Here is a 15,028-nt window from a genome sequence, read left to right on the forward strand (position 1 = left end):
TCCGGCAATTCTCACTTGCCGGACTCTTTCGCGCATGGAATCTTTGCCGGTTCTTCGGCATCGCGCGCCTCCGACGTCAAATTCACGGCTTATGTTTCGAGAGCCATGAATCAGGTTAGCCCGCTGCGCTCGCGGGGAACTTATTTAATCTCCTCGGAGGCAACGTCGTGTCTAACGAAGACCAAGAAATACTCGATGAATTTGTTGTTGAATCACTCGAACACCTGGCCGATATCGAAAGCCAATTGCTAACGATCGAAGCTGCCGGTGCGGATGTCGACGTCGATCTGGTGAACACCGTCTTTCGCGGCGTCCATTCCATCAAAGGCGCTGCGGGGTTCCTGGGATTACCGCGAATCAACGAACTGGCACACTGCCTGGAAAACGTATTGAATCTGATGCGTGAGGAAAAGCTTGTCCCCACCTCGTCGATCGTCGATGGCTTGTTATCCGCTTCGGACACCCTTCAGGCGATGGTCGCGGATGTCGGATCCTCCAATGAAGTCGACATCTCCGACCACCTCGTCGCCTTGGAAAACTGCATCGCCTCCGGTGTTGCCGGAGGGGTGACAACGCAGCCCACAGCAATTGCGGAAACGCCGCCGCCGGCCCCACCCTCGCCACCCTCGCCGCCGGAGGCCGATGCCATCGAAGTGCAGATCCGCGAGGACCTGCCGTTGGCCGAAGCCCTGGATCAGGCGGTCGCCGATGCCAAGCGGGCCCGCGAACAGGCAGCAGCCGAAGCGGCAGAGGCTGCAAAGCTGAAGCAACCCACGAGCGTCCCCGCTCCCGTCATCGACTCTTCGTCGGCCAGCTTGGAACCCGGAGAAGGGCGAAAGGCAGCGGGCCCCAAGTCTGCCGCGGGTGGAGAATCGAGCATTCGCGTTTCGGTCGAAACCGTCGATCATTTGATGAACCTGGCGGGCGAATTGGTGCTCAGCCGGAATCAATTGCTGCAGGCGCTTGCGGCTCGCGAAAACAATGGCTTCGAATCGGTAGCGGCACGGATCAACCAAGTGACCACGGAAATGCAAGACGCGATCATGAAGACGCGGATGCAGCCGATCGGTAACGTCTTCAATAAGTTTTCACGGGTCGTTCGCGATCTAACGGCCAAGCTGGACAAACGGATCAATCTATCGATTGAAGGCAGCGAAGTCGAAGTCGACAAAACGATTATTGAAGCGATCAGCGATCCGTTGACCCATCTGATTCGCAACGCGGTCGACCACGGAATGGAAACGCCAGCCCAACGCTTGACCGCCGGTAAGGCCGAATATGGCAACGTCTACCTTCGAGCACAGCCACAATCAGGGAAGGTCGTGATCGAGATCCAAGATGACGGCCGCGGGATCAACGCCGACGTGGTGCGAAACAAAGCTTTGGATAAAGGCTTGATCACCGCCGACCAAGCCCAACAGATGAGCGATCGCGAAGCGGCCCGGTTGATCTTCCTGCCAGGATTTTCGACCGCCGAACAGATTAGCGATGTCAGCGGCCGCGGAGTCGGTATGGACGTCGTCCGCACGAACATCGAAAAACTGGGAGGCAGCGTTGAAATTTTCACGACGCTGGGAACGGGAACGTGCATTCAAATCACGCTGCCACTAACTCTGGCGATCATTCCTTCGTTGATTGTTCGTTCGGGAGCCGACCGATTGGCGATCCCGCAGGTGAACATCAATGAATTGGTACGGGTGCGTCCCGAGGATGCGAAAAACCGTTTTGCACGGGTCAAAGGAGCCGACGTCTTGCGGCTTCGCAATTCCTTGCTGCCAGTGGTCCGGTTGAACGAAGTCTTCGGTGGCCAGACCAGCGGACGGACCATCGTCCAGGACCTAGCTCAAGAGGGTGCTGCGGCACAAAACGTGATCGTTGTCGAAACCGGACAACAGCGTTACGGAATCTTGGTCGATGGCTTATGCGATTCTGAAGAAATCGTGGTTAAACCGGTCGGCGCCCAATTGAATGATTGCCCTTGTTTATCGGGAGCGACCATTTTAGGCGACGGCCGCGTGGCCTTGATCGTCGATGTCTCCGGGATCGCCAACTACACCAACCTCCGCGCCATAACCGAACGCGCCAACGCGGAGGCTGGCGAAAAACAGAACGCGTCGCGATCGTCCAGCGAGGTGCAATCGGTACTGTTGTTCAACAACCGCGAACAGGAAAGCTTCGCGATTCCGATGGGAATGATCTCGCGAATCGAATCGATTGCCGCCAGCGAAATCGAAAGCGTCGGGCACCGCGAGATGCTGCACTCGCGTGGCGTCGCGATGCCATTGATCCAATTGGACATGTGCGTCACGGCGGCCCCGGCCGACCGATCGGGGCAACTGTTTGTCATCGTCTACAGCGTGTCGGGCCGAGAGGTCGGATTGCTGGCCTCCCATATCGAAGACATCCGTGCGATTCCGCTGGACGTCGATACCGACGTTCACAACGAACGTGGAATCGCAGGATCGCTCGCGATGGAAAACCGCACGGTTCGCGTGTTGAATTTACACGACATCACGCACACCGCATTGCCCGACCTGAAGGGCGAACCGAAAAAACATGTCAAGCCGGACCTGCATCTGTGTTTGGCCGAAGATTCGGCATTCTTCCGTAAACAGGTCTCCAATTTCCTCCGCGATGCGGGCTTCAACGTCTCCGATTTTGAAGACGGCCAAGAAGCCTGGGAAACGTTGATTCAAGACAAAACAGCTTTCGATCTCGTGGTCACCGACATCGAGATGCCACGCATGAACGGACTCGAATTCTGTCGCCGGATCAAAGCCGATCCCCAACTGTGCCGACTGCCAGTGATCGCGTTGACGTCCTTGGCATCCGAATCGGATGTCAGCAACGGCCGCCGCGCGGGGATCGACGATTACCAGGTCAAGCTTGATCGCGAGAACCTGATCCGCGCGATTCGTGAACTCAGTGAAAAAGCAATGTCCCAAAAAGCAGCAGAACCATTGAAAGAGGTGTTGGTATGAGCAAGACGTTAGAACCCAAGAGTGTGGTTGAGGATCAACAGTTCGCCACGTTTTATGTTGGCGATGTGTTGTTGGGGATCGCCATCGACCGTGTTCGAGAAATCAATCGACTTTCGGAGATCACGTGCGTTCCGCATGCCCCGCGGCATGTCCTAGGGGTTGTGAATCTGCGTGGTGAAGTCGTTCCGCTGTTGGACTTGGGAATTCTGCTGGGCTTGCCAAGCACCCAAGTTGGCAGCGACTCGAAGAACATGATTGTTCAAGCCGATGGCCAATTATTGGGGCTGGTCGTGGATCGCGTCTCCGACATCCTAGCGGTTTCACACGAGTCGATGTCATCGCCGCCGGCGAACGTCAACGCGGTCGATGGACGCATGATCCAGGGCATCCACACGCTTCCCGACGATGTCGTGATTTTACTGGATATCGATCAAGCTCTGGCAAATTCTCAATAATCTGTAGACACCTAGCGTTGCCATGGCAGATTGGCAACCCATACTTTCCTTAACTTGGCTTCCCAACCGGTATCGCTGCACGAGAAACTGCATCACGGTTGGATCAAGCAACACCACCTGGGGCACTCCAATGCGTATTCGAACTCGTCTGACCACTATCATCTTGTGCTGCGGCATGGTCCCCATGCTGGCCGCCTGCGGCGTCATCTACAACCTCTCGAGCAAGAACCTCGCTCAGATGGAGCAGATCGCAATCGCCGATCTGAAACAAAAGTCATCGGAGAAAGTGATCTCGCTTCGAGAGATCAAGAAACAACAGATCGTCGAATACTTCCATTCGATCCGCGATCAAGTCATCAAGTTTTCCGAAGACGGCATGATCGTCGACGCGATGCGAAACTTCCGCGAGCCGTTTCGCCGTTACGCCGCGGACTGTGGATACGATCTCGAGAAAATCGATGAACTGCGAGACGAATTGACGACCTATTATACTCGTGAATTCGGCAAGGAGTATCGCAAACAAAACGATGGCCAAGATCCCAACGCGGCCCGAATTTTAGGGCAATTGGATCCTGCTTCGATCGCGTTGCAATATGCGTACATCCAGGAGAACGAAAATCCGCTGGGCACCAAACATTTGTTGAACGCAGCGAACGACGGCACGGTCTATTCCGAACAACACGCCAAGATTCACCCGATCGTCCGCGGGTACTTGGAGAAATTTGGTTACTACGATGTTTTCCTGTGCGATTCCGAAACCGGCGACATCGTCTACTCAGCCTACAAGGAACTCGATTTCTCCACATCGCTGATCGATGGACCGTACGCCAAGGCTAACATTGGCAAAGCGTTTCAAGCGGCCAATGCCTTGCCATCGGCAAATGAGTTTGTGATTGTCGACTTTGAACAGTACACGCCTTCGTACGAAGCCCCCGCCAGTTTTATCGCGTCGCCCATTTTCGATGGCCAGCAACGGTTGGGAGTTGCGATTTTCCAAATGCCGATCGACCGCATCAACCAGGTCATGACGATGGGGACCGGCATGGAAAACACATGCGAAACCTACATCGTGGGCCCCGGCAATATCCTCCGCAGCGATACCCGCCGCGATCCGGAACATCACAACATCGTGTCGAGCTTCCGGTACCCGGACAAAGGTTCGGTCAGGACCAAGGCGATTGCCGCGGCCCTGGCGGGAGAAACAGGAGCCGATGAGATCGTTGGCTATTTAAGCGATCACGTGCTGTCGGCGTACAGCCCCGTCGACGTACTGGGCATGCGTTGGGCGATCGTGGCGGAGGTCAGTCGCGATGAAGCGTTCGCCGCAGCCGACGGGATGGCCGCCCTTTCCGCAGCCTCGAAACTACAGATGTTTTCGTGGAGCCTCGCGTTGGCGGGACTTGCCGCGCTGTGCGTCACCGTGATCGCAGTTGTCCTTTCCCAACGCTTGGTGGCACCGATCAATCGCTCGGTCGCGATGCTGCGAGACATCGCCGAAGGGGAAGGCGATCTGACGAAACGTTTGGACGCCAGCCGCAATGACGAATTAGGGGAGATGGCGAAATGGTTTAACGTCTTCGCCGCCAAATTGCAGTCGATCATTCGCAGCGTGACACAGAACGCCACGACCCTAAATCAAGCTTCCGCTGAACTAGCGAACACGTCGACTCGGTTGTCCGAAGGGGCCAGCAAAGCCACATCGCAATCGAGCACCGTAGCCGCCGCTGCGGAAGAACTGTCGGTCAACATGAGCAACATGGCGCGGTCCACCGAAGAGGTTTCGGGGAACGTTCAAACGGTGTCGATTGCAGTCAATGAGATGAACCAATCGATTGTCGAAGTGGCTCAAAGTGCCGAACGATCGGCATCGGTCGCGGGACAGGCGGCGCACCTGGTCGAACTTTCCAATGACAAGATTTCGGAACTGGGCCTTGCCGCGGATGAAATTGGCAAAGTGATCCAAGTGATTCAAGACATTGCCGAACAAACCAACCTGCTGGCGTTGAATGCCACGATTGAAGCGGCACGGGCAGGCGAGGCGGGGAAAGGCTTTGCCGTCGTTGCCACCGAAGTCAAGGAGCTTGCCAAACAAACCGCTGCGGCCACCGACGACATTCGTCGTCGCATCGAAGGCATCCAAGGTTCGACCGGAGACGCGGTCAAAGCGATTCGTGAGATCAGTGAAGTGATCAACAATGTCAACCAGGCCTCGCTGACGATCGCATCGGCAGTGGAGCAACAGAGCATGGCGACCAAGCAGATCTCCGACAACGTCTCGCAAACGGCGCAGTCGGCGGCCGCCGTGGCGCGAAGCGTTCAGGAATCGGCAACGGCAAGTCGAGAGATCACTCAAAACATCTCGAGTGTCGACGGTGTGCTGCGACAAACCTCCGACAGCGCCAACAACACGCGCCGCGCCGGTGATGAATTCAGCGACTTGGCAAACCAGCTATCCAAACTGGTCGGCCAATTTAAGACTGGCGACGCCGCCGATGCGGAGAACCCTTCCTCGCTAGCGTGTTAGCGGGACCTCTCGATTGGATCAGGGTAGCGGACGAGCTCAGCGCTCCCAGCTTCTGGCGACGCGCTGTCTCGTCCCTGCACCGGCTTTCCAATATCCAATTCAAATAACACACGTCTCAGCCCGTATCCCTCATTCCCCGATAGGTTTCTGGTGTCCACAACGCTACGAAAAATTTTGATTGTCGACGATTCGCCGGTGTACCGCCGATTTGTCGTACAGACCCTGGAAGGTCTGCAAGGACATACGGTGGTTGGTCAAGCAGCCGACGGCGTTACGGCGCTACAGGCGATTGCGACCCTGCGCCCCGATGTGGTGACGCTGGATGTCGAGATGCCCGGCTTGAACGGCCTGGAGGTGCTCAAGCAGATCAAGAAATTGGCTCCCCATACCGAAGTGATCATGCTCAGCTCGCTGACGCTACAGTCGGCGAGCCTAACGATCCAGGCGATCGAATCGGGGGCCTTCGATTTTGTTTTGAAACCGCAAGGGATGGATTTGGAATCCAATCGCAGAAAGCTTCGCGATGCGTTGTTCCAACGGTTTCAAGCGATCTCGCAAAACGTAAAACGCCACGCGTTTCCCGCCCCGTCCCAACCGCTGGCTTCGCGGCCGGGACCCTCGTCGTCGCCAGCGTCACTTGGCGGCCGAGCCAACGGGCACCGCGACGCCCCACGGCGAGAATTTGGGACGCCGCAAGTGATCGTGATTGGAATTTCGACAGGCGGTCCTCAGGCCCTGCGGTCGGTCGTCTCCCAATTGCCTCGCGACTTCTCGGTTCCGATCGCGATCGTGCAACATATGCCGCCATTGTTTACACGATCGTTGGCCGAAGAACTGGACCGGATCTCCCCGTTGCAGGTTTTCGAAGCAGCCTCGGGCGATAGTTTGCAGGCAGGACAGATTGCCATCGCGCCAGGCGGATTTCATTTAACGCTGCAACGCATGGCTGCGGGTATCACTCTGCGGGTGAACGATAATCCGCCCGAGCGCAGCTGTCGCCCATCGGTCAACATCCTATTTCGATCCGCCGCCGCACAATTCGGCAACCGGGCGATCGGGGTGGTGATGACGGGCATGGGAGACGATGGCACCGAAGGCGCCCGGGAACTGCGAACGCAAGGGGCTCGAATCTTGGCCCAAGACGCCCAGTCGTGTGTCGTTTACGGCATGCCGTGCGCCGTCGCGGAAGCGGGACTCGTAGACGAAGTCGTTGGATTAAATGATGTCGCATCCAAACTGACTGCACTCACCAGACGTCCGGCATTGGTAGGCAGATCATGAAGACGCTCGAAGCAAGCAGTGACATCATCGGCATCGTCGATGTGATCGAACAATTATGCGGCATTCAGGTCGACGATCGTAAGCTATATTTGCTGGAACATCGATTTGGAGAATTGATGCGTGAGGCCTCGTTCTCCAATTATGCAGAACTCGCCCGTCGCGCACGCGAGGACCGCGAGTTACAACAACAGATTGTTGAACGGATTACGACGCGGGAAACACTGTTTTTTCGTGATGGCAGTCCGTTCCAAGCCCTACAACACAAACTACTACCCGAAATAATCGACGCACGATCGACGACCCGGAATCCTAAACGTTTGCGTTTGTGGTCGGCTGCCTGCAGCAGTGGACAAGAACCGTACAGTTTAGCGATTACGCTCCGAGAGCTACTGCCCGACGTGGATCGCTGGGATATCCAGATTCTGGCCAGCGATATTTCCTCGACTGCGATCGCACAAGCCAAGCAAGGCGCATATTCCGAACATGAAATCTCACGTGGACTCTCGCCGGCGCAATTGAACCGCTACTTTCGCAAAGAGGGCAGTCTTTGGCGAGTCAACGATAATTTAAGATCGATGATTCGATTTGAAGAACGCAATTTTTTGCAACCGTTTACCTCCGTTGGCATGTTCGATGTCGTATTTTGTCGTAATTTAGCAATCTATTTTTCAGACACCAATCGCAAAGACCTGTTTCATCGGATCGCCAACCAAATGGTTGACGACGGCCTGCTGTTTATCGGTGCCCAGGAATACCATGCCGACATGAGTCAACGTTACACGATGGAACAACACTGCCGCGCGACCGTGTACCGTCCTAAAAAACATTTCCTATAACCATCTGATCCACGGTACCCCGCCGCAAGGATTTTGACACGCCATGAATGCTGATGAAATACAAGCTTTGCTCGACGCAGCTCCCCAATCCGTCGTGCCCGCCACCAGCGTTGCCGTCCTGAATGAGGTGGATGAAGTCGAGCCCGCGGCCGAAGCGGCTGCCGAAGACGAACAACCAGGGCCCCCCGAATTCGCATTTGGTGGCGACGAACCGGAAGAGGAATTAAAGGTCTCGGTTGTCGACGAATCGGCCACATCGACCGTTCAGGTTCAGCCCGCACCACAGGAAATGCCCAGCGAACCTGCCGCAAGCCCCATCGCTGCCCCTCAGGTTGCAGCGATCGCGACCGGCCCCGCTTCGATTCCGATGTGGATCAAAGGGACCGCGGGAGTTGCGTTGGTGCTGTCGATCGCGGCGACCACATTGGGATTCATCAACCGCAGCGTTTTGGAAGCCCGGATCGAACAGCTGGACGTTCAAAATGTGAGCCTCCGCGACCGCTGTGATTTCCAGCAGGCGTTGTGCCAACAATTGATGGGCAATCCAGGAGATCCCGATAAACCGTTCTGGGATGTCCGATCGCATGTGTTGAATCTCGACCAAGCGTTTCTCGCCCAAGTCCCCACACAAGTGGGAAGCGTCAATGTGATTCGCTCCCGCCCCACCTCGTTGAACGAACGGACGCAATTACATTTTGAAATCACCAACCCCAACGCGTTGACCTTGCATCGCGGACAACTGATCGTCCGCACATCCAGCGTTCCCCACGATCCAGGCCAGGACTACGATTACGAGGCCCTGAGGGCATGGTACAAGACGGTTAAGACAACCACTTACGAAATCGGGGAACTACGGTCCGGCCAAACGCGGGTCGTAGAAGCATCGGCCGGGACCGCGGATGATTCCGATCCGGACCCTCAATACGTCGACTTCCAAGTCACGTTCGGGTATTACTCAGCGAACGACAGTTCCCTGGCGACGGCTTCCGCAGCGGAGTGACGGTCGACATCGGCCAATGTTTCCGACTTAGCCGACCGACAACATCCGATCGAGTACCGGCACGCGGCTGACCGGTGTCGAAGTTCCAATACGTTGGAACCTTAGCGTCGAACGCACCACCATCGACACGCGCCGATGGTTAGCCGTCGCAGCGCTTTGATCGTGACCAACGATCGAACCGCAGCGTCTCTTCCGCGCATGGCGACGCTGTTGCAAACCGTCTTCCGGTTCCTGCACGGGGCCACACGACCAACGGTCTACAAAATCGTGAGGCTGGCAGGTCCTAGCAACACTTGCCCCAACAAGATTCGCGAGGCAAAGGACACGAACCTCGTGGACAGCCAAACGGCAGAGCCCTCGACATCTGAACGCCGATTGCCGATCCATCGATTCAAAGGGGCGTCGGGAAAGCTTCGCGACAGCAGAGACAACGCAAAAAAATAGCGGCCCAGGTTTCCTGCCCCGGTCGGGTACGCTACCCCAAAGGATCGCGCATCAACCTTTTATGAAACCTGAGCCGCTCTGGTGGGAAGAACGATCGCATTGGAAGTCTTTGCAAGTTCCACACATCAGCGTGGTGCCCCACTTACAAAAACTAACGATCAATTCATCGCCTGTTTGAACCCGAGGGATCGCAGGGGTACGTCGGCAATGGAATCGTACGCGTCCATTTTCATGAACGGATTGCCAACGATTTTGAAGTGCCCCAGCAGATGTCGAATCGAGTGTGACGAGTCGTCAGCACGCGCGAAGAACAACGCCATCGAAGCGTCGTCCCAAACGTGTTGCTGACACTAGAAATCTACGTTGGGAATGGAACCGATGCGCGCGATTCCTTGATAAAATCGCACATTCCCCACCATAAACATGACGTAAGGGAAGTCATTCGTTAACTGGGCACCTCGATCCCATTGCCAACCCGGTTCGACCGAACGGGATTTTTTGGCAGACGCTTCCTGTACCTACAAAAACAGCCAGGCAATCCTGCCCGGCTGTTTGAATTTTCTTCGCCAGCGATTTCGCGCTGGTCATCGTCCCTCTCAGTCGGCCAACGTGTAATCGTCGGCTCGCGAGATCTGAACCGCCGGCGCGTCCTTGGAGACATAATTGACAACCGACATGGCCGCTCGCAATTCATGGAGATTGAAGAACGGTGTGTTGCCCGTGTACTTCGATTCGGTGCGATTGATCTGAGCCAGTTCTTGCCACGACAACTTGTCCGTCAGGTGCCATGCCGCCGCTTGAGCGGTGTTCTGTGGCAAACGGCCGTATCCCAGGTGGGTGCACAATTCGATCACGTGAGGATCTTGAGTGAATTGCTCAATCGGAATGATCGTGTAAGCGATCTTAGGGTTGGGATCGGGCTTGCCGTGTTCCAGACAGACCGTGGTGAGAGCTACTTTATGGCGTTTTTCTGCTGCGACTCGCATGAATCCGCCGCCCATGCCACCGCCGCCCATGCCGCCACCCATGCCACCGCCCATGCCGCCGCCCATGCCCCCCATGCCGCCGCCCATCCCTTGAGACATGCCGCCGCCGCCCATGCCACCCATGCCGCCGCCGCCCATGCCACCCATGCCGCCACCGCCCATGCCACCCATGCCGCCACCAAATTGAGCTTGGATCGGCACGGCAGCAAACGCGTCGGGCAATTGAATGTGCAGCGGTTGCTTGGTTTTGTTTTCGACCATCAGATTGGCACGCGCTGCATCGCGAGGCACAAACTTCACTTCAATGTCGCCGTTTTTCATCGCTTCAAACAACTCGACGTGGCGAAGCCCTTGCTCCCCCGCGTCCTGTCGTTCCACGCCCATCGCAGGCTGCAGACCGCAGACCAGCAGACCAAAAATTGCTGTCGAATGGATCGCTGATTGAAACACTGTTCGTACGCTCATTGAATTTCCTCTATGTCTCATGTTCCTCACCTGGCGGAATCGCGGTGGGACAGGAACCCTTACTCAACCACACGCGATTTGGCTCGACTACGTTCGCTAGGAGCCGGCACGCCATGGCCTTGTATCCCAGAATAGTCGCATCCTGTGCCACGTTAAAGCAGAATCTGTGCCAATACTTCAATCAAAGCTGGCTTCACCATGTTTCTTGGCCTACAGCCCTCCACGGCCTACCCATGCTTCCCAATCTTCCACCGCGGGGACTCCAACACGCGGCGGCTCCATGTTGCAGAATTGAACAGCTGGATTTGAATCGTACAGATGATCCGGCCGGCGAGAAAAGCGTTACCAACGGTACCAGAGTTCCAACTCCTGCGTCGAGGCCGCGACGGGAACCAGATATTCCTGATGCTCTTTCCAGGATCGCAACCGAGTCCCGTCTCGCAGTGTTTCGCTGACCAAAACGGTCACCGCTTGGTCGTTCACGAAACCGCCATCCTCGGTTTTTGTCAACGTTTTCCCTGTATTTGCCCTCAACCACAGCGTGTCCATCGATTGGGATTCAGCGTCTCGCGTCATCCGAACCGTCCGTTTCAATTGTCGCGGCCCCTCTGCCACGATCCGATCCTCGATGCCGATCCCGTTCCAACGGTACAGCATCACAGGGACTCCTTGCGAATCTAACCGATAGCCGTCGAAACGCACCGCCGAAGCGGACTCGTCGAAATCGGGCCACGGCAGCTTCAGATCCTTCAAATTCGCGAACAAGGGCCCTTCGGGCATCGTCACGAGCGCATCCCCCAACGGATCCGCGGGGGGAGCGGAGCGGATAAACCACGTTCCCTGGGCATCCAGGAATCGGCCCCGCCAAGCGACTGCGAGCCTGACTTTTTCAGCGTCAAATGCGTAATGCAGGCCTTCGGGAAAGCCGACGGCAATCGCGTGTTGCCCCGCTTGCTGCATGAACGTTCGCAGCACGACCGGCCGTTCAACAGGTACCAGTTCGTAATCTTGAGCGCGGGCTTCTCGGATCTTTTCAGGCAGCCCATGCTTGGGAACATTGGCCAAATACGCCCAAATCGCCGCGATTTGCCGCTCGGCATCGCCGTCCAAAATCGCCGGATTGCTGCTGACCCCATCGGGGAAAAACGTCGGCATTCGCGTCTGTTTCTTAAGACTTCCGGGGTTTAAAAGGAAATCGTGAAACCACTGCGGCTGGAGACGCTGCGACACCTGGTTCAGGTCGATGCCGACAATCCCCGGCAGGCTGTCGCCATCAAACTGGTGGCACTGCACGCAACCGGCATCCATTAACTGACGTCCCGCCTCGATAAGTTCTTTTCCTTTTGTCTCGCCGAAAACTTGATCCGCCGAACGGTCGGTGAGTTTTGACGACGCGCCGTCGACTTTTGTCAACAACGGAACCATCGATTTCGCCACACCGCCAGGAAACTTAGGCATCCGGATTTGCATGTGCGGACGCAGGTCGGCATTGCTTCCCTGTAACACCTTGGTTAGCCAGGTCCCATTTAATTTGCGGCCGACGTTGGACAGCGGCGGCGGTAACCGCCCTTCGTCGCCAAGATCGACATGCCCGACGGTCTCGAAATAATTCTTGCGATAGCGGCCCACACCTCCCAATTCATCGCGCTGATGACAGCCGTAACAATTCATTTGCAGGAAATGGGCTTGCAAGCTGACCGCGTCGGATGTGGAGGCTCCATTGCCGGCAGCCGAAAGCGCTGACGTGATGGCGTGTGTTTGAAGTTCGTCGATTCCGAATCGGGGCGTTTGGGGATCCTCTGCCGCCAAGCAACCCTGTCCCGCTGAACTGGCGAGCGCTGCCAGCGGCCGCGCCGCTAGGCTTGGCTTGATGTCGCCCGCGCGATGACAATTCGCACAGCCCAGCGAAACGAACAGCTTGCGTCCTTCATCGATCCGCGTTGACGTAACGTCGGACTCGCGCGGCGCTGCCGCGATGGCTTCGGACGACGAATCGGACGACGAATCGGACAACAGATAGGCCGCGATATCGGCGGCTTCCACAACCAACAACTTCAGATTTGGCATCCGCCCTGAAGGGCGAACTTTTTCGGGGTCCAACAGAAAGTGGGTCAACGAGAGCGGCGTGTACTTTGATGCCACATCGCCGTGAGGAACCGAGGCGACCCGCCGCGCGGCTCCCGACAACCCGAGATCCTCCAATTCTTCCGGGTCCAATTGTTCCAGCATCGCATCCAACGGCGACGCTTTCACCTCGGCGGTTTCATAATCGGCGTCGGGTTCGTGACAGGCGACACAACCTATTCTGTGATACAGACGTCGACCATTCTCCGCGTCGCCGTGCTCCCAAAAGCGATACGGAACCGGATTCGCCCCCGTACCTTTGATTTCCGGAAACGTCTGCTTCAGCGACCCTAAATAGGCAACCAAGGCGTCGATCGCCGCGGGACGCTGGGTTGCGTCGAGCGCTGACAAAACGTTCGGCATCGTCGTCCCTGGCTTTGTGGCGGCCGGATCATTCAGGTAGCGGGTTAGAAAGTCGTGTTGTAACCGCGAACCGACAGCGTCCAAGCGCGGACCACCTTTCGGAGACCACAGCGGATTGCTTGTTGCATGGCAAGCCGCACAACTCAATTCGCTGATCAACAATCCACCCGCCAATTCGTCGTCGATCTCTTCGTGGACCGCGAAGCGTTCAAAGCCCGACACAAACGGTCGCGGCGCCGATTCGGCAGCCGAAATTTGAACAACGGAGGTCTCCGCAGCGCAGAGAAATACCAAGACCGAAAGGAGGAACAAGTGACGCATTCGAATTCGGGGGTCGAAGATTGGGGGGAGAACCGCAACTGACACGGGGGCTATCGAGGTCGCAAGTATAACGACTTCTCGACGCCGCGGTTCCCCCACCCTGTCAGCGCGAACCGAGGCTACAGCCAGACGCGTTGGACGCGATGGTTGTTGGAATCGAGCACATGCAGACGACCACGTGAATCGCGGACGACTCCCCAGGGCTGGAACAGTTCTCCCGCGGCGTGCCCCGGCCGGCCCCAGACCTGTAACGACCGCCCATGCAGATCAAACTTTTGAATTCGATCGTTGCCGTATTCGCAGACGTACAGGCAGTCCTCGTTTTCGCCCAACGTAATTCCGTAGGGGTAGTACAGTTGTCCGGGCTGGTGTCCAAATTCGCCCCACACCCGCACCAGCCGCGCTTCGGTTCCGCGCGCATCAAACACTTGAATCCGGTGGTTGCACGAATCGGCAACCCACAGCCTGTCTTGACGATCGATCGCCAGACTTTGGGGACGGACAAATTGGCCCGGATGGGCACCCGTTGAACCCCACTGCATCAAGAACTTTCCCTCGGCAGAAAACTTCTGAATCCGATCGACGTCGCTGTATTCTCCGGTGTAATAATTGCCAGAGGTATCGCGGACCGCATCGGTGATAAAGGAAAATTCGCCAGCCCCCGTCCCCTGCGTTCCCCCGAGGGTCTCCGATTCGATCAACGTGCCATCGAGCGAATAGGAAAGCAATTGAAAGTAGTGCGTGTCAGCGACCAACAATCGCCCCGACGCGGCGTCGACCTCCAACCCCGTCGGCCGCCCATTCGTTGCGTCGGGAGTTTTCCAGCCTCGCAGAAACTGACCGTCAGCGTTGAAGACCTGAATTCGTCCCGTCGTGTCGACGATGTACAACTGATCATCGGGATCGATTGCGATCGCTCGGGGCTTCTGAAATCGACCATCGGACAGCCCGCGACGCCCCCAAACGAGGTCGACTTCGCCACTGGTCCCCGCGGGAACGATGCAGCCCGCCAGCGGGAGGTGCATCGCAATCGACGCCAATCCCGCGATGCGTCCCAAAAACGTTCGGCGGCAGGAGCGTCCGACACGGTTCCCTGGCGCAGGCTGGAAAAACGGCAGGCAATCGTGAACGCTGGACATTTGTGGAATTTGCATAATTTGGCGAACTGCCTAAGGACCCGAACGTCCCAAACTCCCAAAGAACAGCCCAGACGGAAGCGGGTCCGAACCGGGGATAACGGTACGAACA

Annotated in this window: 9 protein-coding genes; 6 read left to right on the plus strand and 3 right to left on the minus strand. The window is 56.8% G+C overall.

Annotated elements, in window-relative coordinates; genetic code table 11:
* The first annotated feature begins 167 nt into the window (after positions 1–167).
* The 6 genes from Poly24_RS22895 (at position 168) to Poly24_RS22920 (ending at position 9,077) form a co-directional block, all read left to right on the plus strand.
* Positions 168–2,981 carry a hybrid sensor histidine kinase/response regulator gene (locus Poly24_RS22895; protein WP_145101223.1) on the plus strand — a complete coding sequence of 938 codons (2,814 nt, stop codon included), beginning with the start codon at positions 168–170 and terminating at the stop codon, positions 2,979–2,981.
* Positions 2,978–3,436: a chemotaxis protein CheW gene (locus tag Poly24_RS22900; protein ID WP_145101225.1), complete on the plus strand. Its 459-nt coding sequence runs from the start codon at positions 2,978–2,980 to the stop codon at positions 3,434–3,436. The genes Poly24_RS22895 and Poly24_RS22900 overlap by 4 nt, the downstream gene beginning before the upstream one ends.
* Before the next feature lie 130 nt (positions 3,437–3,566).
* Positions 3,567–5,960, plus strand: coding sequence for a methyl-accepting chemotaxis protein (locus Poly24_RS22905; RefSeq protein WP_197452112.1), 2,394 nt, complete (start codon positions 3,567–3,569; stop codon positions 5,958–5,960).
* A 150-nt stretch (positions 5,961–6,110) separates the two neighbouring features.
* Entirely contained in the window at positions 6,111–7,241 is a 1,131-nt protein-coding gene (locus Poly24_RS22910; RefSeq protein ID WP_197452113.1) for a protein-glutamate methylesterase/protein-glutamine glutaminase, read from the plus strand.
* A complete protein-coding gene (locus tag Poly24_RS22915) occupies positions 7,238–8,077 on the plus strand; it encodes a CheR family methyltransferase (RefSeq protein WP_145101231.1) in 840 nt (279 codons plus the stop codon). The genes Poly24_RS22910 and Poly24_RS22915 overlap by 4 nt, the downstream gene beginning before the upstream one ends.
* 43 nt (positions 8,078–8,120) lie before the next feature.
* Positions 8,121–9,077: a hypothetical protein gene (locus Poly24_RS22920; RefSeq protein WP_145101233.1), complete on the plus strand. Its 957-nt coding sequence runs from the start codon at positions 8,121–8,123 to the stop codon at positions 9,075–9,077.
* Positions 9,078–10,117: 1,040 nt separating this feature from the next.
* Here the strand turns inward: Poly24_RS22920 and Poly24_RS27205 are convergent.
* From Poly24_RS27205 to Poly24_RS22940, 3 genes are all read right to left on the minus strand, one after another.
* Positions 10,118–10,972, minus strand: a complete 855-nt coding sequence (locus tag Poly24_RS27205; RefSeq protein WP_197452114.1) for a hypothetical protein — start codon at positions 10,970–10,972, stop codon at positions 10,118–10,120.
* A 342-nt stretch (positions 10,973–11,314) separates the two neighbouring features.
* Complete coding sequence (locus tag Poly24_RS22935; RefSeq protein ID WP_145101237.1) at positions 11,315–13,780, minus strand: c-type cytochrome; 2,466 nt, start codon at positions 13,778–13,780, stop codon at positions 11,315–11,317.
* A 119-nt stretch (positions 13,781–13,899) separates the two neighbouring features.
* Entirely contained in the window at positions 13,900–14,934 is a 1,035-nt protein-coding gene (locus Poly24_RS22940) for an NHL repeat-containing protein (RefSeq protein WP_231753303.1), read from the minus strand.
* Positions 14,935–15,028 lie beyond the last annotated feature (94 nt).

This window comes from Rosistilla carotiformis, from assembly GCF_007753095.1.
In the GTDB taxonomy this organism is placed as follows: Bacteria; Planctomycetota; Planctomycetia; order Pirellulales; family Pirellulaceae; genus Rosistilla; species Rosistilla carotiformis.